General features: G+C 64.5%; 23 protein-coding genes. 15 read left to right on the top strand and 8 right to left on the bottom strand.

Translation table 11 applies throughout. The annotated features are described in order from the left end of the window. Window positions 1-212 precede the first annotated feature (212 nt). Window positions 213-869: a YciC family protein gene (locus C163_RS22840; RefSeq protein ID WP_025340740.1), complete on the bottom strand. Its 657-nt coding sequence runs from the start codon at window positions 867-869 to the stop codon at window positions 213-215. A gap of 166 nt (window positions 870-1,035) precedes the next feature. Between C163_RS22840 and C163_RS22835 the strand changes: the two genes are divergently transcribed. The 3 genes from C163_RS22835 to C163_RS22825 all read left to right on the top strand — a co-directional run bounded on the left by C163_RS22835 (window position 1,036) and on the right by C163_RS22825 (window position 3,047). Then, window positions 1,036-1,791 carry a DUF2076 domain-containing protein gene (locus C163_RS22835; protein WP_025340739.1) on the top strand — a complete coding sequence of 252 codons (756 nt, stop codon included), beginning with the start codon at window positions 1,036-1,038 and terminating at the stop codon, window positions 1,789-1,791. Window positions 1,792-1,953: 162 nt separating this feature from the next. Beyond that, a complete protein-coding gene (locus tag C163_RS22830; protein WP_004576858.1) occupies window positions 1,954-2,433 on the top strand; it encodes an NYN domain-containing protein in 480 nt (159 codons plus the stop codon). Between the two features lie 8 nt (window positions 2,434-2,441). Next, complete coding sequence (locus C163_RS22825; RefSeq protein WP_025340738.1) at window positions 2,442-3,047, top strand: PolC-type DNA polymerase III; 606 nt, start codon at window positions 2,442-2,444, stop codon at window positions 3,045-3,047. Here C163_RS22825 and C163_RS22820 read toward each other — a convergent pair. Next, window positions 3,044-3,493, bottom strand: a complete 450-nt coding sequence (locus C163_RS22820; protein WP_015271918.1) for an Lrp/AsnC family transcriptional regulator — start codon at window positions 3,491-3,493, stop codon at window positions 3,044-3,046. The two genes, C163_RS22825 and C163_RS22820, sit on opposite strands and share 4 nt — an antisense overlap. A gap of 154 nt (window positions 3,494-3,647) precedes the next feature. On the opposite strand from C163_RS22820, the gene yedA reads away from it, so the two are divergent. Both yedA and C163_RS22810 read left to right on the top strand, forming a co-directional pair. Next, on the top strand, window positions 3,648-4,568 hold the full coding sequence (gene yedA / locus C163_RS22815; protein ID WP_025340737.1) for a drug/metabolite exporter YedA: 921 nt from the start codon (window positions 3,648-3,650) through the stop codon (window positions 4,566-4,568). 55 nt (window positions 4,569-4,623) lie between these two features. Then, window positions 4,624-5,955: a DEAD/DEAH box helicase gene (locus tag C163_RS22810; RefSeq protein ID WP_013974320.1), complete on the top strand. Its 1,332-nt coding sequence runs from the start codon at window positions 4,624-4,626 to the stop codon at window positions 5,953-5,955. Window positions 5,956-6,071: 116 nt separating this feature from the next. Here the strand turns inward: C163_RS22810 and C163_RS22805 are convergent, their stop codons facing one another. The 3 genes from C163_RS22805 to C163_RS22795 all read right to left on the bottom strand — a co-directional run bounded on the left by C163_RS22805 (window position 6,072) and on the right by C163_RS22795 (window position 9,303). Next, window positions 6,072-7,313, bottom strand: a complete 1,242-nt coding sequence (locus tag C163_RS22805; RefSeq protein WP_025340736.1) for a TIGR03862 family flavoprotein — start codon at window positions 7,311-7,313, stop codon at window positions 6,072-6,074. A gap of 148 nt (window positions 7,314-7,461) precedes the next feature. Continuing rightward, on the bottom strand, window positions 7,462-8,376 hold the full coding sequence (locus C163_RS22800; protein WP_015271914.1) for a histone deacetylase: 915 nt from the start codon (window positions 8,374-8,376) through the stop codon (window positions 7,462-7,464). Window positions 8,377-8,616: 240 nt separating this feature from the next. After that, entirely contained in the window at window positions 8,617-9,303 is a 687-nt protein-coding gene (locus tag C163_RS22795) for a histidine phosphatase family protein (RefSeq protein WP_025340735.1), read from the bottom strand. A gap of 179 nt (window positions 9,304-9,482) precedes the next feature. Here C163_RS22795 and C163_RS22790 point away from each other — a divergent pair, with 179 nt between their 5' ends. The 4 genes from C163_RS22790 (at window position 9,483) to C163_RS22775 (ending at window position 12,780) form a co-directional block, all read left to right on the top strand. Next, window positions 9,483-10,052, top strand: coding sequence for a GNAT family N-acetyltransferase (locus C163_RS22790; protein ID WP_025340734.1), 570 nt, complete (start codon window positions 9,483-9,485; stop codon window positions 10,050-10,052). Window positions 10,053-10,148: 96 nt separating this feature from the next. Beyond that, window positions 10,149-11,018: an acyl-CoA thioesterase II gene (gene tesB / locus C163_RS22785; protein WP_025340733.1), complete on the top strand. Its 870-nt coding sequence runs from the start codon at window positions 10,149-10,151 to the stop codon at window positions 11,016-11,018. Beyond that, complete coding sequence (locus tag C163_RS22780) at window positions 11,015-11,605, top strand: HAD family hydrolase (protein ID WP_025340732.1); 591 nt, start codon at window positions 11,015-11,017, stop codon at window positions 11,603-11,605. Before tesB ends, C163_RS22780 begins: the two co-directional genes overlap by 4 nt. Before the next feature lie 164 nt (window positions 11,606-11,769). Beyond that, window positions 11,770-12,780 carry an NAD(P)-dependent alcohol dehydrogenase gene (locus tag C163_RS22775; RefSeq protein WP_025340731.1) on the top strand — a complete coding sequence of 337 codons (1,011 nt, stop codon included), beginning with the start codon at window positions 11,770-11,772 and terminating at the stop codon, window positions 12,778-12,780. Window positions 12,781-12,927: 147 nt separating this feature from the next. On the opposite strand, the gene C163_RS22770 is transcribed toward C163_RS22775, so the two are convergent. Then, complete coding sequence (locus tag C163_RS22770; RefSeq protein ID WP_025340730.1) at window positions 12,928-13,635, bottom strand: FadR/GntR family transcriptional regulator; 708 nt, start codon at window positions 13,633-13,635, stop codon at window positions 12,928-12,930. Window positions 13,636-13,896: 261 nt separating this feature from the next. On the opposite strand from C163_RS22770, the gene C163_RS22765 reads away from it, so the two are divergent. Both C163_RS22765 and gudD read left to right on the top strand, forming a co-directional pair. Next, window positions 13,897-15,249 carry an MFS transporter gene (locus tag C163_RS22765; RefSeq protein WP_025340729.1) on the top strand — a complete coding sequence of 451 codons (1,353 nt, stop codon included), beginning with the start codon at window positions 13,897-13,899 and terminating at the stop codon, window positions 15,247-15,249. 19 nt (window positions 15,250-15,268) lie between these two features. Beyond that, entirely contained in the window at window positions 15,269-16,615 is a 1,347-nt protein-coding gene (gudD, locus tag C163_RS22760; RefSeq protein ID WP_015271908.1) for a glucarate dehydratase, read from the top strand. 109 nt (window positions 16,616-16,724) lie between these two features. On the opposite strand, the gene C163_RS22755 is transcribed toward gudD, so the two are convergent. Beyond that, window positions 16,725-17,612: a LysR substrate-binding domain-containing protein gene (locus tag C163_RS22755; RefSeq protein WP_081742322.1), complete on the bottom strand. Its 888-nt coding sequence runs from the start codon at window positions 17,610-17,612 to the stop codon at window positions 16,725-16,727. Window positions 17,613-17,711: 99 nt separating this feature from the next. Here C163_RS22755 and C163_RS22750 point away from each other — a divergent pair, with 99 nt between their 5' ends. The 3 genes from C163_RS22750 to gabP all read left to right on the top strand — a co-directional run bounded on the left by C163_RS22750 (window position 17,712) and on the right by gabP (window position 22,062). After that, on the top strand, window positions 17,712-18,662 hold the full coding sequence (locus C163_RS22750; RefSeq protein WP_025340727.1) for a 2-hydroxyacid dehydrogenase: 951 nt from the start codon (window positions 17,712-17,714) through the stop codon (window positions 18,660-18,662). Between the two features lie 176 nt (window positions 18,663-18,838). After that, a complete protein-coding gene (locus tag C163_RS22745) occupies window positions 18,839-20,182 on the top strand; it encodes an MFS transporter (RefSeq protein WP_025340726.1) in 1,344 nt (447 codons plus the stop codon). Between the two features lie 488 nt (window positions 20,183-20,670). Then, on the top strand, window positions 20,671-22,062 hold the full coding sequence (gabP, locus tag C163_RS22740) for a GABA permease (RefSeq protein WP_003258117.1): 1,392 nt from the start codon (window positions 20,671-20,673) through the stop codon (window positions 22,060-22,062). A 57-nt stretch (window positions 22,063-22,119) separates the two neighbouring features. Here gabP and C163_RS22735 read toward each other — a convergent pair whose 3' ends face one another. After that, the gene (locus C163_RS22735; protein WP_025340725.1) at window positions 22,120-22,983 is read right to left on the bottom strand and encodes a LysR family transcriptional regulator; all 864 of its coding nucleotides are present in this window, start codon (window positions 22,981-22,983) and stop codon (window positions 22,120-22,122) included. A 283-nt stretch (window positions 22,984-23,266) separates the two neighbouring features. Between C163_RS22735 and C163_RS22730 the strand changes: the two genes are divergently transcribed. After that, complete coding sequence (locus C163_RS22730; protein ID WP_025340724.1) at window positions 23,267-24,805, top strand: MFS transporter; 1,539 nt, start codon at window positions 23,267-23,269, stop codon at window positions 24,803-24,805. Window positions 24,806-24,837 lie beyond the last annotated feature (32 nt).

Raw genomic sequence — 24,837 nt, 5'->3', positions numbered from 1 at the left:
GAAATGCTTGAAGTCGAAGTTTGGTTGGGCTTGGTACGTGGGCAAGATTGAGGGGCAATAGTTAAATAAGGATTAAGAAGTTTCCCTTTCTTGATGTGCTGTTGAACGGTCGACTGGGTACCTTGGCGCAGCAGTTGGCGAACACTTGCGACGGTGCAGGTAGCGCCAGGGGGACAGCTCGTCAAGCAGATTGACGGCTGTCCCTCGTGGCCTCAGGCGCCGGCTTCGCCTTCCAGCAACATGAACAGGCGGTACAGCACTACGGTGCTGAACAACTGCAGGAAGCCGCTGAGGCTGTCCATGGCCAGCTCCATGCCGGGCGATGGCTCGGGGAAGGCCATCAGCAGCAGGCCGTCGATCAGCCAGATCGGCGCCAGCACGCCCAAGACACAGATCATGATGCGCATGAAGTGCCCGGTGGTCATGCTTGCACTGTCGCGCATCGACTGCACCACCGGCCGACCGCGCAGTACCAGCAGGTACTCGGCGAACACCAGGTTGATCATGATCCACACGCCCGGGAAGATGAACAGCGCCAGGCCGGCCATGATCAGCAGCGAGCTGATCAGGATCAGCAGGGCCAGCTGCGGCCACAATTGCAGGGCTCGGGCGAACAGGTCGCGCTTGGCGATTTCCTGGCCGTTGCTGCGGGTGTCGAGGTACAGGATCAGTGCGGCGCTGTACAGCGGGTAGAACAGCAGGCTGACCAGCATGCCGTAGGCCGGCGATGCCTGATCGCCCATCTGCCGGTACAGCAGCTGGGTGAGCAAGGCTTCCAGCACCACCAGCGGCAGGCACAGCTGGAGGATGTTCGGCAGGTGGCGGCGGAAGAAGTACAGGGAGTCGCGCAGGACGCTCAGCGGGTTCATCAGTCTACATCGCATGGCAGTAAAAACAGGGGCATAACTTTAGCCCAAAGCAGGCCTGGGGCTGTCACTTGCTGAAAAAAGTTTCACGCCGCCGGTGATTGAATCCCACGCCTGTACGCCCCATCTTTGACGCTGTCCGTTGTCCGCTACCCCACGAGGTCGCCCCATGAATACTGAAGAACAAACCCTGATCGACGGCCTGTTCGGCCGCCTCAAGCAAGCCGAGGACCCGAGCCAGCCACGTGATGCGCAGGCCCAGGCATGCATCGAGGAACATGTGCGTCAGCAGCCGGCGGCGCCTTATTACATGGCCCAGGCGATTCTGGTGCAGGAGGCAGCGATCAAGCGCCTCGACGAGCAGAACAAGCAACTGGAAGCCGAACTGAAGCAGGCCCGTGCCCAGGCCGAGGCCGCCCGTGCCGGCAGCGCGCCGAGCAATGGCGGTGGTGGTTTCCTGTCCAGCATCTTTGGTTCGTCTGGGCGCAATGCGGCCCCGGCCGTGCAACCGCAGCGTCCCGCTGCAGCCCCCGTGGCATCTGGCGGTGGCTGGCGTGAGCCGTCGGCGCCGGGCTTTTCCCAGCCACAAGCGCAGCAGCCTGGCTTTGGCGCCGCACCGGCCCGCAGTGGTGCCAGCAGCTTCCTCGGCGGCGCGATGCAGACTGCGGCCGGTGTGGCGGGTGGTGTGTTGCTGGCGCAGGGCATCAGCAGCCTGTTCAACCACAACTCGCAGCCGGAGGAGGTGGTAGAGGTGATCAAGGAGGAGCCGGCGCCGGCCAGCGACAGCGGTGGCTGGAACGACTCGGGGGCGCAGCAGCAGGTGGCTGACAACAGTGGTTGGGGCAACGACCAGGGTGGTTATGCCGACAGCGATTATGGCAGCGATGATGGTGGGTTCTTCTCGGACGACGATTCGTACGTCTGACAGGTCTGGCATACTGCTGGCAATTTTGGGGGCGCCTTGCGCCCCTTTCGCGACGCAAGGCCGCTCCTACAAGGGTACGCGAACCCCTGTAGGAGCGGCCTTGTGTCGCGAAAGGGCTGCAAGGCAGCCCCCAGCATTCCAGGCCGACCAAGGGGTTCCAAGGTGAAAAAGATCGCGCTGTTCGCCGATGTGCAGAACCTCTACTACACCGTGCGCCAGGCCCACGGCTGCCATTTCAACTACACCGCTCTGTGGGCCGATGTCAGCCGCGAAGGCCAGATCGTCGAGGCCGTGGCCTATGCCATCGACCGTGGCGACAGCAAACAGCAGCAGTTCCAGCAGATCCTGCGCAATCTCGGTTTCGATGTGCGCCTCAAGCCCTTCATCCAGCGCAGCGATGGCTCGGCCAAAGGTGACTGGGATGTGGGTATTACCCTGGATGTGATCGACGCCGCCAGCCGCGTCGACCAAGTGGTACTGGCCTCCGGCGACGGCGATTTCGACCTGCTGCTGGAGCGGGTGATACAGCGCCATGGCACCGAGGCAGTGGTGTATGGTGTGCCCGGGCTTACCGCACTGTCGCTGATCCGTGCCGCCACCCGCTATGTGCCCATCGAGGGTGCGCTGTTGCTAAAACACTGAGATTTTTCATGGAACGTATCGCTGTCATCGACTTTGAAACCACCGGCATCAGCCCCGGCGCCGGCTGCCGCGCCACTGAGGTGGCGGTGGTGATGCTGGAGGGCGGGCGCATCGTCGAGCGCTACCAGAGCCTGATGAACGCGGGCGTGCCGGTACCGGCCTTCGTCGCCGGGCTGACTGGCATCACCACCGCCATGCTGCGCAGTGCGCCGCCTGTGGACAAGGTGATGAGCGAAGTGGCCGAGTTCGTTGGTGGTACCCCGCTGCTTGCACACAATGCCGCCTTCGACCAGAAGTTCTGGGACTACGAACTGAGCCGCATCGGCCGTAGCCGCAGCCAGGCCTTCGCTTGTTCCCTGCTGCTGTCACGGCGCCTGTTGCCGGCGGCACCGAACCACAAGCTGGGCACCCTGACCCGCTGGGCCGGGCTGCCGGATACCGGTACCGCGCACCGGGCCATGGCCGATGCCGAAATGGCCGCCAACCTGCTGCAACACCTGGCTGGCGTGCTGCGCCAGGGCCATGGTGTACAGCAACTCTCGCACGACCTGCTCTGCCGCCTGCAGAAAACCCCTGCCGCGAAGGTTCGTGAAACCCTGGCCAGGTTCTGTTAAGGCTTCTTCTCCAGTTGCGCCAGCGGCACCCGCCGCTCCACAGCGCTGGAGAGAATGATCGAGGTCTTGCTGAAGCCGAACTGCGCGACCCGGTTGATCAGTTCTTCCAGCTCCGGCATCGAACCCACCGCTGCCTGCATGATGACGCAGGGGTCGCCGGTTACCCGGTGGCATTCGGTCAACTGGGGAATCTGGGTCAACGCTTCGTAGGCCTGCTGGTTGCCGTGGCTGGCCAGGCGCAGTTCGATCACGCACTGGATCGGCAGGCCGATCTTGCTCATGTCGACCTTGGCCTGGTAGCCGGTGATAACCCCGCTGGCCTCGAGCTTGGCCACCCGCTCGGCCACCGCCGGCGCCGACAGGTTCACCTGGCGCGCCAGTTGGGCGAAGGTGGCGCGGCCATTGTCGAGCAGGGCGGCGAGCAGCATGCGGTCATACTTGTCCATGGGTTATTCCTGCCTGGTTTCGATTCGATTGAAAAGCATCCGAATAACCATGCAATGCAAAGTGTTCGGGTGATTTAAAGCTGTTTTGTAACTTAAGTTTACACGGTGGCCTTTCTAAACTAAGCCACCCGTAAACGGATTTCGAGTGTTTCCCATGCCTGCCTCCCGTCGCTTCCCGTTGTTGCTCATTGGCGCATTCCTGGCCCTGTACCTGGTCTGGGGCTCCACCTACCTGTTCATTCGCATAGGCGTCGAGAGCTGGCCGCCGATGCTCATGGCCGGGGTGCGCTTCCTGATTGCCGGGGGCCTGCTGTATGGCTTCTTGCGCTGGCGCGGTGTGCCGGCACCGACCTGGCCGCAGTGGCGGGCTGCGGGGGCGATCGGTTTCCTGCTGCTCAGCTGTGGCAACGGTGGCGTGACCGTGGCCGAGCATGCCGGTGTGGCCTCGGGCGTGGCGGCACTGGCGGTGGCGACGGTGCCGCTGTTCACCTTGCTGTTCGGCCTGCTGTTCGGGCACCGCAATTCGAAGCTGGAGTGGGCGGGGATCGCCCTCGGGCTGGTGGGTATCGGCCTGCTGAACCTGGGCTCCAACCTGCAGGCAAGCCCGATTGGCGCGGCGCTGATCATCTTTGCGGCAGCGTCGTGGGCATTCGGCTCGGTATGGAGCAAGACCTTGCCGCTGCCTCAGGGGCCTATGGCCAGCGCTGCGGAAATGCTGGTCGGTGGCGCCGTGCTGCTGCTCGGCAGCGTGCTGTCTGGCGAGCGCATGACGCAGATGCCGACCGCTGCCGGCTGGGGGGCACTGGCCTACCTGGTATTCTTCGGTTCGATCCTGGCGTTCAGTGCCTACATGTACCTGCTCAAGCACGTGCGCCCGGCAGCTGCCACCAGCTATGCCTACGTCAACCCGGCAGTGGCCGTTCTGCTGGGTATCGTCTTTGCCGGTGAGCAGATTGGTGCAGAAGAATGTGTGGCCATGGCGGTGATCATCGGCGCAGTGGTGCTGATCGGCCTACCGCAGTGGCGCAAGGCACCAGAGCCGGCGCAGCCATTGAAAGGCGAAATCTGCAAGTAGGCAGGGGTGATGCGGTAAACTTGCCGCCTTCGCTGAACCCCCTGACGGTATTGCCATGAATTTCGCCAAACTCGGCCTGATCGAACCGCTGCTGCGCACCCTGCAGCAACTGGACTACACCACCCCGACCCCGGTGCAGGCCAAGGCCATCCCCGCCGTGCTGGCCGGCCGCGACCTGATGGCCGCGGCCCAGACCGGCACTGGCAAGACCGCGGGCTTTGCCCTGCCTGTGCTGCAGCGCCTGGCGCTGGAAGGCGAGAAGGTGGCCAGCAACTCGATCCGCGCGCTGGTGCTGGTGCCCACTCGTGAGCTGGCCGAGCAGGTGCACAACAACGTGCGCGAGTATGCCGAGAACCTGCCGCTGAGTACCTACGCGGTGTATGGCGGGGTCAGCATCAACCCGCAGATGATGCGCCTGCGCCGTGGTGTCGACCTGCTGGTGGCCACCCCGGGGCGCTTGCTCGACCTGTTCCGGCAGAATGCCGTGAAGTTCAACCAGGTGCAGACCCTGGTGCTGGACGAAGCCGACCGCATGCTCGACCTGGGCTTTGCCGAAGAGCTGCAGTCGGTGTACGCCGCGCTGCCACGCAAGCGCCAGACGTTGCTGTTCTCCGCCACTTTTTCCGACCAGATCCGCATGCTGGCGGGGCTGGCCCTGAACGACCCGCTGAGCATCGAAGTCAGCCCGCGCAATGCCACGGCCACCAGCGTCAAGCAGTGGCTGGTGCCTGTGGATAAAAAGCGCAAGGTCGACCTGTTCTGCCACCTGCTGCGCAAGCAGCGCTGGAAGCAGGTGCTGGTGTTCGCCAAGACCCGCAATGGCGTCGATCAATTGGTGGAGCGCTTGCTGGCCGAGGGGGTGAATGCTGACGGTATCCACGGTGACCGCCCGCAAGCCACCCGCCAGCGCGCGCTGGACAGCTTCAAGGCCCGCGAAATCCAGGTGCTGGTGGCGACCGATGTGGCGGCCCGCGGCCTGGATATCGACGACTTGCCGCTGGTGGTCAACCTTGACCTGCCGATCGTTGCCGAGGATTACGTGCACCGCATCGGGCGTACCGGGCGGGCGGGCAACAAGGGCGAGGCGATCTCGCTGGTGTGTGCGGATGAAGTGCAGCTGCTGGCGGCAATCGAAGTGCTGACCCGGCAGACCCTGCCCCGTCATGAAGAGCCGGACTTCATCCCTGACCACCGGGTGCCGATGACCGACGCCAGTGGCCAGGTGATCAAGAAGCCGAAGAAGCCCAAGAAGCCGAAGGAAAACAGCGCCAAGCGAGGGTTGGGGCGCTGGATGGACAGTGCTGAATCAGGCAGTGCGGAGCCGGCGGTGAAGGCGGTGCGCAAGGTGCCGAGCTTCAATGGTGGGGCGCGCAAGCGTAAGCCGTAGATTTGCAGTGTACGCGGTCTCTGTGGGAGCGGGTTTACCCGCGAAGAATGCGACTCGGTGCATGGCACGGGCTTCGCCCGTGTTCGCGGGTAAACCCGCTCCCACAGGGGACAGTGTCAACCTTTGGATTTGAGCCAATCCGCCGCCGCCCGCCCGGCGCGCAAGCCGCTGGCAAAGCACGCTGTCAGCAGATACCCCCCAGTCGGTGCCTCCCAGTCCAGCATCTCGCCGGCACAGAACACCCCCGGCATGCCCTTGACCATCAAGCCCTCATCCAGCCCCTCGAAACGCACCCCACCCGCGCTGCTGATCGCTTCATCCAGCGGCCGCGTGCGCACCAGCGTGATCGGCAATGCCTTGATCGCCCTAGCCAAGGCACCAGGGTCGGCAAAGGTCGCCTGATCGGTCAGCTCGCGCAACAGCGCCGCCTTGACCCCATCGATACCCAGCTGGCTGTGCAGGTGCTTGGCCATGGAGCGCGAACCCCGTGGCTTGGCCAGCGCCTGGGCAATCTTGTCCACAGGCTTGTCCGGCAACAGGTCGAGCAGCAACATCCCGTGGCCCTCACGGTTGATGGCCTCGCGCACCAGCGCTGACCATGCATACACCAGGCTGCCTTCCACACCCTGCGCGGTGAGGATGAACTCGCCCTTGCGCGACGCGCTGCCGGGAACGCTGAGAGCAATGTTCTTCAACGGCGCACCGGCGAACTTGTCCTTGAGCAGCGCGCTCCAGCCTGCCACTTCAAAACCGCAGTTGCTGGGCTGCAAGGGTGAGATATCCACAGCCCGTGCGGCCAGCAGCGGCTGCCAGCTACCGTCCGAGCCCAGTCGCGCCCAGCTGCCGCCACCCAGCGCCAGCACCACCACGGCGGCCTTCACCGCCCGCTCACCTTGTGGATAAGCAATCCGCAATGCACCTTCGGCATTCCAGCCCAACCAGCGGTGACGGGTGTGGATAACTACCCCGCTGTCGCGCAGGCGCTTGAGCCAGGCGCGCAGCAGTGGCGCGGCTTTCATGTCGGTGGGGAACACCCGGCCCGAGGTGCCGACGAAGGTTTCGATGCCCAGGCCGTGAATCCACTGGCGCAAGGCGTCGGCATCGAAGTCGTGCAGCAGCGCGGCGATTTCGCCCTGGCGCTCGGCATACCGGCTGACGAACGCCGGGTAGGGCTCGGAATGGGTGATGTTCATGCCACCGACACCCGCCAGCAGGAACTTGCGGCCCACCGAAGGCATGGCATCGAACACCTCGACCGCCAGGCCCGCCTGGGCCAGTGCTTCGGCGGCCATCAGGCCGGCTGGGCCGCCGCCGATGACGACAGCGAGGGGAGGGGAGGCGGGGCTCAGATCAGGCATGGTGGGCAGCAGGCTGTGGAAAAGAGGCGCATTCTAGCGCAGCGCGGCGTGCAGAAGCACTGCTCAAAAAATGATCAGTACTCTGCAAGCCTTGCCTGTAAAGGGCTGCAGCGCCTTTCCCGCAGGTTATCCACAAGCGGTTCCACAGTCATTGTGAACAACCGATGACGCGTGCCGCGCTGTGATGAAGGATGCCATGGCGCCTGGCCAGGGCTGCGCGGTCCTTGCTGTAGCCACCGCCGATCACGCCCACCACCGGGATGTCGCGGCCCAGGCAGTGGCGCAGCACCGCTTCGTCACGGGCGGCAACGCCTGCATCGGTCAGTTGCAGGTAGCCCAGGGCGTCGTCCTTGTGCACATCGACCCCGGCGTCGTACAGCACCAGGTCGGGTCGATAGAGCGGCAGCAAGTAGTTGAGGGCGTCGTCCACCACCTTCAGGTAGGCCATGTCGCCCATGCCGCGGGGCAGGGGGATGTCCCAATCGCTTTGTGCCTTGCGCGCCGGGAAGTTCTGTTCGCAGTGCAGCGACACGGTGATGGCGTCTGGTGTGTCGTGCAGGATGCGCGCGGTGCCGTCACCCTGATGCACATCGCAGTCGAAGATCAGCACCCGGTGTACCCGGCCAGCCTCCAGCAGGTAGCGGCTGATCACGGCCAGGTCGTTGAAGATGCAGAAACCGGCAGGGTGGTCGTAATGGGCGTGGTGGGTGCCGCCGGCAAGGTGGCAGGCGATGCCGTGTTGCAGCGCCATCTCGGCGCTCAGCAGCGAGCCGCCTACGGCGCGCACGGTACGCCGGGCCAGGGCCTCGCTCCAGGGCAGGCCGAGACGGCGCTGGTCCTCACGCGACAGGTCGCCGTTCATGTAGCGCTCGATGTAGCTGCGGTCGTGGGCCAGGGCGAGGATGTCGTTGGGGCAGATGTCCGGGCGCAGCAGGGCCTGGTCGGTGGTCAGCCCGCTGTCGATCAAGTGGTCGTGCAGCAGGCGAAACTTGTCCATGGGGAAGCGGTGTTCGGCAGGGAACTCCGGGCTGTAGTCTTCGTGGTAGATCAGCGGCAACGGCATGGGTGGGGTCGCAATCGGGGCCAGTGCTGATCTTGCCATGGCTGGAGACTGCTGTGGGAGAACCTGCCTGGCATCAATCTCCTGGCCAGCGCCGGCCTTTGTAGGAGCGGCCTTGCGTCGCGAAAGGGCTGCGCAGCAGCCCCGGGGTATCAGCGCAAATGCACAAACTGCCGGGTCTGCCGCGCAGCCCTTTCGCGACGCAAGGCCGCTCCTACAGGGCGTGTTTGCCATGAGGGGGCGTTATTTCGTGGTACTGGCCAGCACCCGTTGCCAGTCCGGCTCGTTCAGGCGGCCGAGGATGCGCGTCTTGCCATTGCCATCCACCGAAACGAACAGCGCACTGGCATAGCCGCTCTCACGCTCGCCCCCCGCAACTTTCTGCTGGCGGGCAAAATGGTCGATGCAGCCGTTGTGGGTCACCAGCACCAGGTTATGCCCCGGTCGTTTGTGTGCCAGCGCTTCGCTGGCGAACTGGCTGTCACAGCTTTCCAGCCAGTCCTCACTGGCCACCGCCTGGCCAAGTATGAAATGCGCGGTTTGCCGTGTGCGCAGTTTCGGGCTGCTGAGCATATCGGCGTTGTTCAGGCCCAGCTGGTGCAGCCCTTGGCCAACACGTCCGGCAGCCTGGCTGCCGGGCACGGTGATGCCGGTGGGGTCGTCCAGGCACGGGCCGGGGGCGCTGTCGCAGCGCTCGGCGTGGCGGATCATCACGATCACCGCACCGTCGGCCCAGTCCTGCAGCAGGCCGCTGTCACTCAATTGTCGTTCGTTGCCAAGGTCCACGATGTGCGTCCTCGTCGCCAGCCAGGTGCTCAACGCCGCCACGACCATGCACAGGCCAAGGGCGGCACCGAGGGCTTTGCGGGTCAGGCGTCGCTTGCGCCGGGCGTGGATGGCTGGGTGCCCCAAGGTGTTGCTCGATAGCATGCGTTGCTCCGTTGGCATGGTCGCGGCTGGCGCGGCGGTATTGGCTGGCATCCTGCCAACAGGCCTGTCGGGGGGCGGTGAAGGGCGTGTGAAAATTGCATTCGGCTGCGCCGGCTGGGTGAAACCTGCACCCGCGCCTACGCTGTAAACTGCAAGACGGTAAAACCGGAGCACGCCCGATGACCCCTATCCTGCAACTGGAAAGCGCGCGGCTGGTGCTGCGCCAATGGCACGACGACGACTTGCGCGAGTTCGCCGCCCTGTGTGCCGACCCGCAGGTGATGCGCTACTTCCCGGCGCCGCTGACGCGCGTGGAGGCAGCCGCGCTGATCGGCCGCGTGCGCGGGCATTTCAATGAGTACGGCTTTGGCCTGTGGGCCCTGGAGCGCAAGGACAGCGGTGCCTTCATCGGCATGACCGGGTTGCTGCACGTGGGCTTCGATGCCGATTTTGCGCCGGCGGTGGAGATCGGCTGGCGCCTGGCACGCCGCCACTGGGGCCTGGGTTTCGCCAGCGAGGCGGCGTGGACATGCCTGCGCTGTGCTTTCGCCCAATTGCGCCTGGAGGAAGTGGTGTCGTTCACTAGCGAGAGCAACCTGCCCTCGCAGAAGGTCATGCAGGCCATCGGCATGCAGCAGGACCTGAGTGGCAGTTTCGAACACCCCCGTCTGCCCGTGGGCCATCCGCTGCGCCCGCATGTGCTGTACCGCATCGACCGCGCACACTGGGAGCGTACCCTGCGCGCCTGAATGCATGGCCATGCCCGGCGCGAATGACAAACCCTGTATCATTTGCCTTCATAAGAGTGCTGTAGAGACCTGTTTGCCTTGCTAGGAGAACCCCCGATGAGTCATGTGTTGGACGACCTGGTCGACCTGTTGAGCCTCGAGTCCATCGAGGAGAACCTGTTCCGTGGCCGCAGCCAGGACCTGGGCTTCCGCCAGCTGTACGGTGGGCAGGTACTGGGCCAATCGTTGTCGGCGGCCAGCCAGACGGTCGAGGATGCACGCCATGTGCATTCGTTGCACGGCTACTTCCTGCGCCCTGGCGATGCCAGCCTGCCGGTGGTGTATTCGGTGGACCGCGTGCGCGATGGCGGCAGCTTCAGCACCCGGCGGGTGACTGCGATTCAGAAGGGCCAGCCGATCTTCACCTGCAGCGCTTCGTTCCAGTACGACGAGGAAGGTTTCGAGCACCAGGCGCAGATGCCCGAGGTGGTCGGCCCGGAGAACCTGCCCACTGAAGTCGAGCTGGCCCGGGCCATGGCCGACCAGTTGCCCGAACGCATTCGCGACAAGGTGCTGTGCGCCAAGCCGATCGAGATCCGCCCGGTCACCGAGCGCGACCCGTTCAACCCCCAGCCTGGCGACCCGGTGAAGTACGCCTGGTTCCGCGCCGATGGCAACCTGCCCGATATCCCCGCCCTGCACAAATACATGCTGGCCTACGCCTCGGACTTCGGCCTGCTGACCACTGCGTTGCTGCCCCATGGCAAATCGGTGTGGCAGCGTGACATGCAGATCGCCAGCCTCGACCATTCGCTGTGGTTCCATGGCAACCTGCGTGCCGACGAGTGGCTGCTGTACGCCACCGATAGCCCCTGGGCGGGCAATGCCCGTGGCTTCTGCCGCGGCAGCATCTTCAACCAGGCCGGGCAACTGGTGGCGTCGTCGTGCCAAGAAGGCCTGATTCGCCATCGCAAGGACTGGGCATGAGCCTGGGCGAGGTGCGCAACTGGGTGTTCGACATGGACGGCACCCTGACCGTGGCCGTGCACGATTTTGCCGCCATCCGCGTAGCGCTGGATATCCCGGCCGAGCACGACATCCTCACCCACCTGGCAGCCTTGCCGGCGGACGAGGCGGCGGCCAAGCATGCCTGGCTGCTGGAGCACGAGCGTGACCTGGCGATTGCCTCCACGGCGGCCACCGGGGCGGTGGAGCTGGTGCGCGAACTGGCCCAGCGTGGTTGCCGGCTGGGCATTCTGACCCGCAATGCCCGTGAGTTGGCACATGTGACGCTGGAGGCCATCGGCCTGGCGGACTGCTTCCCGGTGGAGCACATTCTGGGGCGTGACGAAGCAGCGCCCAAGCCAAGCCCGGATGGGCTGCTGAAGATTGCCAATGCCTGGGGTGTGGCACCGGGTGAGCTGGTGATGGTGGGGGATTACCGGTTTGACCTGGACTGTGGGCGGGCCGCAGGGGCGCGCACGGTGCTGGTGAACCTGCCGGACAATCCGTGGCCGGAGCTTGTGGATTGGCATGCGGCCGATTGCCGGGCATTGAAGGTGATGCTGGGCTGAGTTTTTGTGTCGCCTGTGCGGGCCTCTTCGCGGGCTTGCCCGCTCCCACAGGTACTGCACTGCTGTTGAGGGTGGTGAAGATCCTGTGGGAGCGGGCAAGCCCGCGAAGAGGCCGGACCTGTCTATGCTGAACCCCAATCTATTCCCTGAACGGAGACCTATCCATGACTAGCAAGGCCATCTACGTAAAACCCGGCGGCGGCTACGACAAGGTCGAGGTCGGTACCAGCGAGGCTCTCGCACCTCAGGCCGGCGAAATCACCGTGCGCCTGCACGCCAGCTCTCTCAACTACCACGATTTCGCCGTTGTCAGCGGCATGTGGGGCCCGAGCGAGCGGCGCATCCCCATGGCCGATGGCGCTGGCGAAGTGGTCGCGGTGGGTAGCGGCGTCACCGAGTTCCAGGTCGGCGACAATGTGGTCAGTACCTTCTTCCCCGACTGGCTCGACGGCCAGGCCAATGTGGAAGGCTTCGCCAGGGTGCCCGGCGACGGTATCGATGGTTACGCCCGTGAACAGGTCACCGCTCGCGCCACCGCCTTCACCCTGGCGCCCAAGGGCTTCAGCCATGCTGAAGCTGCCACGCTGACCACGGCCGGTCTCACGGCCTGGCGTGCGTTGATGAGCGACGACCACCTCAAGCCCGGCGATACGGTGCTGGTGCAGGGCACGGGCGGTGTGTCGATCTTCGCCCTGCAGTTTGCCAAGCTGGCCGGCGCGACGGTGATCGCCACCTCGTCCAGCGACGCCAAGCTGGAGCGCCTGAAGGCCCTGGGTGCCGACCACCTGATCAACTACAAGAGCACCCCGGCGTGGGGTGAGAAAGTGCGCGAGCTGACCGGCAACCGCGGTGTCGACCATGTAATCGAAGTGGGTGGCCCGGCGACGCTGGAGCAATCGATGATTGCCGCGCGCATTGGTGGGCATGTGTCGTTGATCGGCATCCTCACCGGTGTGGCCGGGCAGTTGCCGCTGGTGCAGGCGCTGGTGCGGCAGATTCGCCTGCAAGGCGTGCTGGTGGGCAGCCGCGCCCAGCAGCAGGCGATGGTGCGGGCGATCGATGCCAACGGCCTGCGGCCGGTGGTGGACAAGCATTTCGAGCTGGAACAGATCGTCGAGGCGTTCCGTTATCAGGAGAGCAATCGGCATTTCGGCAAGATCTGCCTGACCTGGTAACAGGGCCTGATGCGGTTCTCTTTGTAGGAGCGGCCTTGTGTCGCGAAAGGGCCGCAAAGCGGCCCCCGGCCTGCAATTCTGTAGCTGAAATCGAGGGGCTGCTGTGCAGCCCTTCGCGACACAAGGCCGCTCCTACAGGGGATCGTGTCAGACCTGTTCGGGCAGTAGTCGGTCGCGGCTATTGGACAGGTGCAGGCACACCGCTGCCCGCGCCGCGTCCGGGTCCTGCCGGCGGATGGCATTGAGGATCGCCTCATGCTCGAGGTTGGCCAGGTACGCCTGCCGCGCCAACTTCGCCCCGCTGCGTTCGGCCAGGGCCATGCGGTTGCGCGGGATCAGGCCGTTGCCCAGCTGCAACAGCATTTCAGTGAAGTACAGGTTGCCAGTGGCCTCGGCAATCAACAGGTGAAAGCGCCGGTCGGCCTCGATGCAGCTGTCGCCGGCGGCGGCCAGGTCCTGGTAGTCATCCAGCGCCTGGCGCATGCGCCTCAGGTGCCCCTCGTCACGGCGTAGCGCGGCCAGGGCGGCGGCCTGGCCTTCCAGGCCGATGCGCAGCTCCAGCAGGTCGCGCACATTCGCCGCGCTTTCCGCAGCGATGCGCAGGCCGGCCTGGGCCTGGCGCTCCATCACGAACGTACCGATACCGTGGCGTGGCTCCACCAGCCCCGAAGCCTGCAATTTCGACAGGGCCTCGCGGACCACGGTGCGGCTGACCCCATGCTCGCGCACCAGGCTGTTTTCCGAGGGCAACTTGTCGCCTGGCTTGAAGGTACCCAGCAAGATCTGTTGGGTCAGGCTGGAGACCAGGTCATGGGCACGGCTGTGGCCGCGTTTGTGGGCTTGTTCGGTGGCCATGGTGTGATCCGATTGTTGTTGTGCTTGTACGACAAGTTAATCGATAAAAATATTTCTTGCCGATTTTTCCAGCGGTCAAGCCAGCGAGTAGTTTGTCTGTTTTTGCAAGATCGACGCATATTGGCTTTGCAGTAGCTTGTATTTTGTGATTTTGCCGATGTTGTTGATCTTGTCGTACAACTGCGCTGCGCATATGCTCCTCCCCACTGCCATGTCAGACAACCTCGACCCGCACAAAAACAATTAGTGGGAGATCCGCAAGTGAACGATACCCTCGCTCCGTCTGCCCGGAATGAAGGCGACGCCCTGGCCAGCGCCGTGGCCAAGGTCAAGCGCCACGTCCTGCCGCTGTTCGTCATCATGTTCATCGTCAACTACCTGGACCGCGTCAACATCGGCTTCGTCCGCCCCCATCTGGAAAGCGACCTGGGCATCAGCGCCGCGGCCTATGGCTTTGGCGCCGGCCTGTTCTTCATTGGCTACGCGTTGTTCGAAGTGCCCTCGAATATGCTGCTGCAGAAGGTCGGCGCACGGCTGTGGCTGACCCGCATCATGTTCACCTGGGGGCTGGTGGCCACAGCCATGGCCTTCGTGCAGAACGAAACCCAGTTCTATGTGCTGCGCTTTCTGCTGGGCGTTGCCGAAGCGGGCTTCTTCCCCGGGGTGATCTACTACTTCACCCGCTGGTTGCCGGCCGCCGAGCGTGGCAAGGCAATTGCCATCTTCCTCAGCGGCTCGGCATTGGCGTCGCTGATTTCCGGGCCGCTGGCCGGCGCGCTGATGCAGATCCAGGGCCTGGGCATGCATGGCTGGCAGTGGATGCTGTTCATCGAAGGCATGGCCTCGGTGACGCTGTGCTTCTTCGTGTTCTTCTGGCTCGACTCCAGGCCGCAGGACGCCAAGTGGCTGAGCCAGGCCGAGCAGGAAGCACTGGTGGGCGCCATCGATCGCGAGCAGCTTGAGCGCGAAGCGGTCGGCGCGGTCAGGCCATCGGCCTGGAGCTTGCTCAAGGACCGCCAGATCCTGCTGTTCTGCCTGATCTACTTCTGCATCCAGCTGACCATCTACGCCGCCACCTTCTGGCTGCCGAGCATCATCAAGCGCATGGGTGACCTCAGCGACCTGCAGGTCGGCTTCTTCAACTCGATCCCGTGGCTGATCTCGATCCTGGCCATGTATGCCTTCGCCGCCGGCTCGGCGCGCTGGAAGTTCCAGCAGGCCTGGGTCGCAGGTGCGCTGGTGATCGCTGCCATCGGCATGTTCATGTCCACCACGGGTGGGCCGGTGTTCGCCTTTGTCGCGGTGTGCTTCGCGGCCATCGGTTTCAAGTCGGCGTCGTCACTGTTCTGGCCGATCCCGCAGGGCTACCTGGATGCCCGCATCGCCGCTGCGGTGATCGCCTTGATCAACTCGGTCGGCAACCTCGGCGGCTTCGTCGCCCCCACCACCTTCGGCCTGCTGGAGCAGCAGACCGGTTCGATCCAGGGCGGCCTGTACGGCCTGGCGGTGACCTCGGTGCTGGCGGCCATTGCCATCTTCTTCGTACGCACTCGCCCAAAGGGCGTCCCTTCCGATGACCTCAAGGCCCCTTCGGCCCTGGGTCAGAGCCATTGATGACTGCGAGACAACAACCATGAACATGCAGACCCTTCACACCAGCACCCCCGTGGTCACTGATCTGCGCGTGATCCCCGTCGCCGGGCACGACAGCATGCTGCTCAACCTCAGTGGTGCCCATGGCCCGTTCTTCACCCGCAACGTGGTGGTGCTGCGTGACAGCGCCGGCAATACCGGGTTGGGCGAGGTGCCGGGCGGCGAGAAGATCCGCCAGACACTGGAGGACGCCCGCAGCCTGGTGGTCGGCCAGCCGATCGGCCATTACCAGCGCGTGCTCAATGCCATGCGCCAGACCTTCGCCAACCGTGACTCGGCTGGTCGCGGCCTGCAGACCTTCGACCTGCGCATCACCGTGCATGCGGTGACGGCCATCGAGTCGGCGCTGCTCGACCTGCTCGGCCAGCACCTGAACGTGCCGATGGCGGCACTGCTGGGCGAGGGGCAGCAGCGCGAGGCGGTGAAGATGCTCGGTTACCTGTTCTACATCGGCGACCGCCAGCAGACCGACCTGGCTTACCGCAACGAAGCCGATGCCGAGGACGACTGGTTCCGCCTGCGCCATGAAAAGGCCCTGACCCCGGACGCGGTGGTGCGCCTGGCCGAGGCCGCCAAGGCGCGCTATGGCTTCAGCGACTTCAAGCTCAAGGGCGGGGTGTTGCGCGGCGAGGAGGAGATGGAAGCGGTAACGGCGCTGGCCGAACGGTTCCCCGAAGCCCGCATCACCCTCGACCCGAATGGTGCCTGGTCATTGAAGGAGGCCATTGCCCTGTGCCGCGACAAGCACGATGTGCTGGCCTACGCCGAAGACCCGTGCGGTGCCGAGAACGGCTACTCGGGCCGTGAGGTGATGGCCGAGTTCCGCCGTGCCACCGGCCTGCCCACCGCCACCAACATGATCGCTACCGACTGGCGGCAGATGGGCCATGCGATCCAGTTGCAGTCGGTGGACATTCCGCTGGCCGACCCGCACTTCTGGACCTTGCAGGGTTCGGTACGGGTGGCGCAGATGTGCAACGACTGGGGGCTGACCTGGGGTTCGCATTCCAACAACCACTTCGATATCTCGCTGGCAATGTTCACCCAGGTGGCGGCTGCGGCGCCGGGTGAAATCACTGCGATCGACACCCACTGGATCTGGCAGGACGGCCAGCGCCTGACCCGCGAACCACTGCGCATCGTCGACGGGCATGTGCACGTGCCGGCGCGGCCGGGGCTTGGGGTGGAGCTGGATGAAGACCAGCTGGCCAAGGCGCATGAGTGCTACCGCAACATGGGGTTGGGCGCGCGGGATGACAGCGTGGCAATGCAGTTCCTGATTCCGGGGTGGAGCTTCGATAACAAGCGGCCTTGCCTGGTGCGTTGAGGCTGCTGGCCCTTTCGTGGGCTTGCCCGCTCCCACAGGTACTGCATCAGGCTCCAGGCCTGCATTTATCCTGTGGGAGCGGGCGAGCCCGCGAAGAGGCAGGCACAAATCAACCTGCTTCGAAAAACTTCCGCGCCATCGCCACGAATGCCCCCAGCACCGGGTTGGGGTTATCCCGGCAGAACGCCAGGAAAATCTCCGCCTGCTGCTCCATCCCCACCAATGGCTTGAACACCACCTGCTCCAGGCGCAATGCCTGCGCCGAGGCCGGCACTACCGCGCAGCCCAGCCCCACATTGACCAGCCCCAGTATCGAGTGAGTCTGCCCCAGTTGGTGCAGGTACCGCGGCTGCACCTCATGTCGAGCAAACAGGTTGGCGATGCGGTCATGGAAGTAGCGCCCTTCGTTGGCGCTGTACATCACGAATGGTTGTTCATCGAAATCGCTCGGCCTGAGCCGCTCACGTGCCACCAGCGCATGCCCGGCGGGCAGGGCGGCGATGAAGGGTTCGCGGTGGATCGGCAGGTACTCCACACGCGCGCTGGGCAGCACCTGGCGCACCAGGCCAACATCGATCAGCCCTGCCTCCAAGTCATGCACCTGGGTGCTGGAGACGCGTTCGCTGAGCACCAGTTCGATGTCCGGCAGCGCCTGCCCGGCATGCACCAGCAAGCGCGGGATCATGCTGTAGGCACCCACAGCGGTGAAACCCAGGGTCAACCGGCCCGCTTCGCCATGAGCGATGCGCCGCGCCGACTGGCTGGCCGACTCGGCGATCTGCAGGATGCGACGGGCGTCTTCGAGAAAGCTCTGGCCCGCCAGGGTCAGCCGCGCCTGGCGGTTGTTACGCTCGAGCAGCAACACGCCGAGGGCATGTTCCAGCAACTGGATCTGCCGGCTCAAGGGCGGTTGGGTCATGTGCAGGCGGGTGGCGGCGCGGCCGAAATGCAGCTCTTCGGCCACGGCCACGAAACAGCGCAGCTGATGCAGCTCCATGATTCAATTCCTGAATTATTCGATCCAGCATCTATATTAGACCTGTATCAAATGCCGGCCTAGCATCGAGTCATGTCTTCGAACTGCCGGATGCCCACCATGAACGAAAACCCCATCGAAGTGCTGTTGACCCAGCCAGTACCAGAGGCCATCGATGCCCGGCTGGTCAGCGCCTATCGGGTACATCGCCTGTATCAGCATTCCAACCCGCAACAGTTGCTCGACGAAGCCGGCCCGCGCATTCGTGGTGTGGTTACAGGCGGTGCCAAGGGCCTGTCCAATGAGCTGATGGAGCAACTGCCCGCGCTGGAGATCATCGCTATCAGCGGCATCGGCACCGATGCCGTGGACCTGCGCCATGCGGCCAGCCGCGGCATCCATGTCACCACTACGCCGGGCGTGCTCACCGCCGATGTGGCCGACCTGGCCATGGGCTTGATCATTGGCACCTTGCGCCGCCTGGGCGAGGGTGAGCGGCTGGTGCGTGATGGCTTGTGGGGCAAGGTCGACCTGCCATTGGCGCGCAAGGTCAGCGGTATCGAACTGGGCATCGTCGGGCTTGGCGAGGTGGGCAAGGCTATCGCTCGGCGTGCCGCTGCATTCGACATGCGCATTGCCTACAACGGGCGGCGCGAGCAACCAGAAACCGGCTACCGCTATGAGGCCGACCTGGTCGAGCTGGCGCGCTCGGTGGATGTGCTGGTGGTTGCAGCTGCCGCCGATGGCGGCCAGGTGCTGGTGACGGCCGAAGTGCTCGATGCACTGGGGCCGGGGGGGTACCTGGTCAATGTGGCGCGCGGCAAGTTGGTCGATGAGGACGCGCTGGTCGAGGCATTGCGTGAGCAGCGCATTGCCGGGGCTGGGCTGGATGTGTTTGTCGATGAGCCGCATGTGCCGCCGGCGCTGCGTGACCTGAACCAGGTCGTTCTGCAGCCACATCGAGGCAGCGCCACGCTGCAAACCCGGCTGGAAATGGGGCGCATGGTCTTGCTCAACCTGGAGGCTTGCTTCCGGGGTGAGATGCCGCCGAATCGGGTGATCCACCCCTAAGGCCCTTTCGCGGGCTTGCCCGCTCCCACAGGGACACCACAGGTCCTGAGGTTTGTGCAGCACCTGTGGGAGCGGGCAAGCCCGCGAAGAGGCCGGTACAGGCAACACCAGGCCCCAAGGGCCACACCTTCTCCGCACAAGAACAATCGCTTCCACCGAGAAGCAAGAGGGTCCACATGAACAGCAAATCCGCCGTCGCCGCACCGCAGGCCGTGGCCGGGATCGGTCGCCATCGCTTCCTGGTCCTGGCACTGATCTTCGTCATCACCGTCATCAACTACGCCGACCGCGCCACCCTGTCGATTACCGGCACCGAGGTGCTCAAGGACCTCGGCCTGGACCCGGTCATGCTGGGCATGATCTTCTCTGCTTTCGCCTGGGCCTACGCCCTGGGCCAGGTACCTGGCGGCTGGTTGCTCGACCGCTTCGGCGCCCGCCGGGTCTACGGCATCAGCCTGATCCTCTGGTCGCTGTTCACCCTGCTGCAAGGGACCGTGGGCTGGATGGGCCTGGCTGGTGTGTCCGCCGCCGTGGCGCTGTTCTCCATGCGGTTCATGTTGGGCCTGGTGGAGTCGCCGGCCTTCCCGGCCAACTCGCGCATCGTCAGTTGCTGGTTCCCCACCCGCGAGCGCGGCACCGCCTCGGCACTGTTCAACTCGGCGCAGTACATGGCCGTGGTGGTGTTCGCACCGTTGATGGCGTGGATGACCCATGCGCTGAGCTGGGAGCAGGTGTTCATCTGGATGGGCGTGCTGGGGCTGGCGCTTAGCGTGGTGTGGTTCCGCTTGTACCACGAGCCGCACAGTGCGCCAGGGCTGAGCCCCGAAGAGCTGGACTACATGCGTGAAGGCGGCGCCCTGGTCGACCTGGAAAAGGAACGCAAGACCGCCAAGAGCAAACCGACCCGGGCCGAGCTTGCGCAACTGTTCACCAGCCGTAACCTGTGGGCGGTGTACCTGGGCCAGTACTGCATCACCGCGCTCACCTACTTCTTCATCACCTGGTTCCCGATCTACCTGATCAAGGGCCGTGGCATGACCATCATGGAGGCCGGCTGGGTGGCCGCGTTGCCGGCAATCTGCGGTTTTACCGGTGGCATTCTCGGTGGCTTCGTGTCCGACTGGCTGATCCGCCGTGGCGTGCACCCGTCCAGGGCGCGCAAGACCCCGTTCATCATCGGCATGGGGCTGTCCACCAGCCTGGTGCTGGCCAACTATGTGGACGGCAATGCCGCAGTGATCGCCCTGATGACCCTGGCCTTCTTCGGCAAGGGCCTGGCGGCGGTGGGCTGGGCGGTGTTGTCGGATGTGGCGCCGAAGAAGATGGTTGGCCTGTGCGGTGGCGTGTTCAACGGCATCGGCAACATCGCCGGTATCGTCACCCCGTTGGTGATCGGTTATGTGGTGGCCAGCACCGGCTCGTTCCACAACGCACTCTGGTTCGTGGCCGCCCATGGCGTGCTGGGGATCCTCGCTTACCTGTTGCTGGCCCGACGCTTCGAGCGTACCGGGCAGGCGTAGGCAGACGCCTGGCAACAGAGGCCCCGGGAGACCGGGGCTTTTTTGTGGCTGGCAGAAAGTGGTGATGCCTGCACCGGCCCTTTCGCGGGCTTGCCCGCTCCCACAGGTACACCACAGGTTTGAGGGGCGTGGAGTACTTGTGGGAGCGGGCGAGCCCGCGAAAGGGCCAGTACAGCCACAAACACACCCAAATGAAAAACAAAAGCTCCAGACGGCCTGGTGACGCGATCGGGCATGCCATTCGCGACATCTGGCGTTCATGGAAATGCCCTGTCGTGATCGAACAGTTCCGGGGCGTTCTCGTGTAATTTCCCACAGCCCTGCGGGGCTTAAATGAAGCCCGACCTGCACTGACACGTTGCTCTGTGACGCGTGCCAAATATCAACAACAGAGCGCGAGTAACGTGTCGACTTATTGATTTCAAAGGAGATATTTTCGCCTACACCTGCCCGTCCATCCTTGTGTCAGCAAAAAGAGAACAACATCAATGAACACCGTGGGATCTGATGGCAACCTTGCACAAGGTTTCAAGCCACGTCATGTAACGATGCTGTCCATCGCCGGCATCATCGGCGCCGGACTTTTCGTCGGCTCTGGCCACGCCATCGCGGCAGCCGGGCCAGCTACCATAATTTCCTATTTCGTGGCCGGGACCCTGGTGGTACTGGTCATGCGCATGCTCGGCGAAATGGCCGTGGCACACCCGGACACCGGATCGTTTTCCACCTACGCCGAGCAGGCCATCGGCCGCTGGGCCGGCTACACCATCGGCTGGCTGTACTGGTGGTTCTGGGTACTGGTAATCCCGATCGAAGCACTGGCCGCCGGGCATGTGCTGAACGCCTGGTTCCCGCAGGTGGACAGCTGGATATTCGCCCTGGCTTCGGTGCTGCTGCTGGCTGGTACCAACCTGTTCAGCGTGGCCAAGTACGGTGAGTTCGAGTTCTGGTTCGCCATTCTCAAGGTCACGGCCATTCTCGGTTTCATCGGCCTGGGATTCGCCGCACTGATGGGCTGGCTGCCCAACCGCGAGGTCAGCGGCCTGAGCAGTTTGATGGCCGAGCACGGCGGCTTCGCGCCGAAGGGTTGGTCGGCCGTGGTTGGTGCGTTCATCACCGTGATGTTCAGCTTCATCGGCACCGAAGCGGTGACCATCGCCGCGTCCGAATCCAGCGACCCGTCGCGCAACATCGCCAAGGCCACTCGCTCGGTGATTTGGCGCATCAGCACCTTCTACATCCTGTCGATCTTCGTGATCATTTCGGTGGTGCCGTGGAACGACCCGCAGCTGGCGGTGGTGGGTTCCTACCAGCGTGCGCTGGAGATCATGAACATCCCCAACGCGGCCTTCATGGTCGACCTGGTGGTGCTGGTGGCAGTGACCAGCTGCATGAACTCTTCGATCTACATTGCCTCGCGGATGATGTACTCGCTGGCCAAGCGCGGTGACGCACCGGCCATGCTCAACAAGACCTCCAAGGTCGGCGTACCACGCGCTGCGGTATTCGGCAGCACGCTGATCGGCGCGGCCATTGCCATCCTCAACTACTTCGCGCCGAAGGGCGTGTTCGAGTTCCTGCTGGCCAGCTCCGGCGCCATTGCCTTGCTGGTGTACATGGTCATCGCCATTTCGCAGCTGCGCATGCGCCGCCGCCTGGAGCGGGAAAACACCGAGCTGAAGTTCCGCATGTGGCTGTTCCCGTACCTGACCTGGGCGGTGATCCTGTTCATTGGCGGAGCACTGGCGGTCATGATGTTCACGCCTGAACACCGGGCGGAAGTGAGCTCGACATTGGGCCTGGCGATCGTGATTTCCTTCCTGGGGATCGTAACCACGCGGGGCAATGCGCAACCTGTGGGGGTGCGTTCGATGGGGTGATTGAGTTCACCTGGCGGTAGGGCAAAGGGCACCAGTGGATGGGTGCCCTTTGTTTTTTCAGCCTTTCATCATCTTGATGTATCTGATTGCCGCCGGCGCTTTCTCGAAGCGCCGGTGGATCAGGCTAAGCCACGAGCTGGTCTGGCAGTCGACAATACGCCGGTAGTTCACCTGCGGCAGGCTGATGCGCTGCACCACCGATTCCGGCACCACTGCGATGCCTTGGCCGAGTGACACCAGGGTGATCACCGCCACCAGGCTGCCTGGTTGGGGGCCGAGCCTCGGGACGAAACCACCTTGTGCGGCCACCTCCAGCGTGCCGGAGATCTGTTCGGGCAGGATGAAGGTTTCATTGGCCAGGCGCGAGGCCGGGATCTGCGGCACTTCATTTATCCGCGAGCTGGCGGGCAGGGCGAGGACGAAACCTTCCTGGTGCAAGGCGATGGCTTCGAGCTCCTCGGGCAACTCCATCGGTGAGCGCACATAGGCAAGGTCGAGCAGGCCGTCGCGGACCATGCCGGGCAGTTCGGCCATGGGCAGTTCGCGAATGTTCAGGCGTACGCCGGGGCAGGTTTCGTTATAGCGGCTGACTTGCTGCTGGAGCATGCCCGAGTACGCGGCCGAGGCCACATAGCCCAGTTCTATGCGCCCGCTTTCGCCTCGGGCCGCCCGTTGCGCGCCCAGTTGTGCAGCATCGAACTGGCGCACGGCATGCTCGGCCTCGACCAACAGCGCCTGGCCCGCTGCGGTGAGGTTGACCTCGCGCTGGTTGCGTTCGAACAGGCGCACGCCCAGTTCGCGCTCCATGTCCTGGATCTGCCGGCTGAGGGTGGGCGGGGCGATGCCCAGCTGTTCGGCGGCACGGGTGAAGTGACCGTGGCGGGCGACGCAGAGAAAGTAGCGGAAATGGCGGATTTCCATGGGTGTTACCTGCAGGGTAATGACGCGGGCCGCCGGGGCTAACAAGCCTGGGGGCTGGCGGCGTTATGGTGAGGCCAACACTACAAGGCTGGTGGCTTGGCGGCAAAGGCTGCCTGGGAATTGCAGGGGACCGCTTTGCGGTCCATCGCAGGCAAGCCAGCTCCTACAGGTATTGCGCAATCCTTGAAGGCGGTGCGGTCCCTGTAGGAGCTGGCTTGCCTGCGATGGGCTGCAAGGCAGCCCCGGCGATTTGACCAACCAGCCCTGCATCCGGAGCCTCACCATGCCCTCTGCGCGTTTCACCCTGCTCACCGCCTCCCTGGTCTGCGCCCTGATCATCCTCGACACCAACATCGTCGCGGTCAGCCTGCCCAGCATCGCCCGCGACCTGTCCGGCTCGTTCGCCGATATCGAATGGGTGGTCAGCGCCTACCTGCTGGCCTTTGCCGCCTGCCTGCTGCCCGCTGGCAGCCTGGCCGACCGTTTTGGCCGCCGCTGCATGCTGCTGCTCGGCCTGGCCCTGTTCGGCATCGCCTCGCTGGCCTGTGGCGCGGCGCCCAACCTGCTGTTCCTCGACCTGGCCAGGGCAGCCAAGGGCGTTGGTGCGGCGCTGCTGCTGACCTCGGCCCTGGCCGCGATCGGCAACCGCTTCCACCAACCCCAGGAGCGCATGCGCGCCTGGGCCTTCTGGGGCGCCTGCATGGGCGCCACCATCACCTTTGCGCCGCTGCTGGGCGGGGTGATCGCCAGCACCCTTGGCTGGCGCTGGATCTTCTACATCAACCTGCCGTTGGTGGCAGTGCTCGCAGTGATGGTGCTGCGCAGTGTCGAAGAGTCCCGTGACAGCACTGCGGCCCGGCTCGACCCATGGGGCAGCCTGACTTTCGCCGGCAGCCTGGGTTACCTGATCTGGGCAATGATCGATGCCAACCAGGTGGGCTGGGGCAGTGCGCAAACCCTGGGACGGCTGGTGATCAGCGCCTTCCTGTTCGGCCTGTTCGTCATGGTCGAACGCAGCCAGGATCGGCCGATGATCGACCTGCGGCTGATGCGTAGCGGGCGTTTCGTTGGTGCCTTGCTGGGCATGTTCGCCTACGCGGCCTGCGCCCAGGTGATGATGACCCTGCTGCCGCTTTACTTGCAGAACGGCCTGCAGCTGTCGGCCCTGGCCGCAGGGGCGGGCATGTTGCCGTTTGCCGTGGCCATGCTGCTGACGCCACGCCTGGGCATGCGCCTGGCTGCGCACTTGAGCCCGTCGCAGGTGTTCGCACTCGGCCTGGTATTGGTCGGGGCGGGTAACCTGCTGTGTGCCTGGGCCACGCAGCAGGGCGGTTACGGTGGATTCGCCCTGGCCAGCCTGGTGCTGGGTGCTGGCGCCGGGCTGCTGAATGGCGATACGCAGAAGAACATCATGGCTTGCGTGCCGCGTGAGCGCACCGGCATGGCTTCGGGGTTGAGCACAACCACGCGGTTCGGGGCGATCGTGCTGGCCATCGGTGGGTTGGGTGGTGTGCTGGCTGCACGTAGTGGGCAGTTGCTGTATGAGGCCATGGCTGCCGTGGCGCCTGGGCAATCGGGCCAGGTTGCCGCAATGGCTACGCGGGTTGCCGCGGGGGATTTGCAGGCGGCGTTGGCGTTGCTTGAGCCCGGGTTGCGGGAAACGGTGGCACCCTTGGCCCGCCAGGCGTTCATCGGGGGCTTCGAAGCCGTGTTGCAGGTCGCCGGTGTGGCGGCGCTGCTGTTCGCGATGCTGGTCGGCGTGTTGCTGAGCCGGCCGCTGCCGGCCATACCGGAGGTGTTGCTGGCCGAGGGGCAATCATGAAGCGTGCGGCGGGGCACCACGACACAGCGACT

Origin of the sequence: Pseudomonas sp. FGI182, from assembly GCF_000511325.1 — a bacterium.
GTDB lineage: Bacteria > Pseudomonadota > Gammaproteobacteria > Pseudomonadales > Pseudomonadaceae > Aquipseudomonas > Aquipseudomonas putida_Z.
The sequence above is the reverse complement of the archived record's forward strand: the minus strand, read 5'-3'. Positions and strand labels throughout refer to the sequence as shown.

Excerpts from the sequence above, each read along its gene's own strand:
- C163_RS22770 (WP_025340730.1), bottom strand. The coding sequence starts at position 13,635 with ATGGCCACCGAACAAGCCCACAAACGCGGCCACAGCCGTGCCCATGAC.
- C163_RS22790 (WP_025340734.1), top strand. The coding sequence starts at position 9,483 with ATGACCCCTATCCTGCAACTGGAAAGCGCGCGGCTGGTGCTGCGCCAA.
- C163_RS22835 (WP_025340739.1), top strand. The coding sequence starts at position 1,036 with ATGAATACTGAAGAACAAACCCTGATCGACGGCCTGTTCGGCCGCCTC.
- C163_RS22755 (WP_081742322.1), bottom strand. The coding sequence starts at position 17,612 with ATGGAGCTGCATCAGCTGCGCTGTTTCGTGGCCGTGGCCGAAGAGCTG.
- C163_RS22780 (WP_025340732.1), top strand. The coding sequence starts at position 11,015 with ATGAGCCTGGGCGAGGTGCGCAACTGGGTGTTCGACATGGACGGCACC.
- C163_RS22840 (WP_025340740.1), bottom strand. The coding sequence starts at position 869 with ATGAACCCGCTGAGCGTCCTGCGCGACTCCCTGTACTTCTTCCGCCGC.
- C163_RS22730 (WP_025340724.1), top strand. The coding sequence starts at position 23,267 with ATGCCCTCTGCGCGTTTCACCCTGCTCACCGCCTCCCTGGTCTGCGCC.
- yedA (WP_025340737.1), top strand. The coding sequence starts at position 3,648 with ATGCCTGCCTCCCGTCGCTTCCCGTTGTTGCTCATTGGCGCATTCCTG.
- C163_RS22750 (WP_025340727.1), top strand. The coding sequence starts at position 17,712 with ATGAACGAAAACCCCATCGAAGTGCTGTTGACCCAGCCAGTACCAGAG.
- C163_RS22795 (WP_025340735.1), bottom strand. The coding sequence starts at position 9,303 with ATGCTATCGAGCAACACCTTGGGGCACCCAGCCATCCACGCCCGGCGC.
- C163_RS22810 (WP_013974320.1), top strand. The coding sequence starts at position 4,624 with ATGAATTTCGCCAAACTCGGCCTGATCGAACCGCTGCTGCGCACCCTG.
- C163_RS22745 (WP_025340726.1), top strand. The coding sequence starts at position 18,839 with ATGAACAGCAAATCCGCCGTCGCCGCACCGCAGGCCGTGGCCGGGATC.
- C163_RS22820 (WP_015271918.1), bottom strand. The coding sequence starts at position 3,493 with ATGGACAAGTATGACCGCATGCTGCTCGCCGCCCTGCTCGACAATGGC.
- C163_RS22735 (WP_025340725.1), bottom strand. The coding sequence starts at position 22,983 with ATGGAAATCCGCCATTTCCGCTACTTTCTCTGCGTCGCCCGCCACGGT.
- gudD (WP_015271908.1), top strand. The coding sequence starts at position 15,269 with ATGAACATGCAGACCCTTCACACCAGCACCCCCGTGGTCACTGATCTG.
- C163_RS22805 (WP_025340736.1), bottom strand. The coding sequence starts at position 7,313 with ATGCCTGATCTGAGCCCCGCCTCCCCTCCCCTCGCTGTCGTCATCGGC.
- C163_RS22800 (WP_015271914.1), bottom strand. The coding sequence starts at position 8,376 with ATGCCGTTGCCGCTGATCTACCACGAAGACTACAGCCCGGAGTTCCCT.
- C163_RS22775 (WP_025340731.1), top strand. The coding sequence starts at position 11,770 with ATGACTAGCAAGGCCATCTACGTAAAACCCGGCGGCGGCTACGACAAG.
- gabP (WP_003258117.1), top strand. The coding sequence starts at position 20,671 with ATGAACACCGTGGGATCTGATGGCAACCTTGCACAAGGTTTCAAGCCA.
- C163_RS22825 (WP_025340738.1), top strand. The coding sequence starts at position 2,442 with ATGGAACGTATCGCTGTCATCGACTTTGAAACCACCGGCATCAGCCCC.
- tesB (WP_025340733.1), top strand. The coding sequence starts at position 10,149 with ATGAGTCATGTGTTGGACGACCTGGTCGACCTGTTGAGCCTCGAGTCC.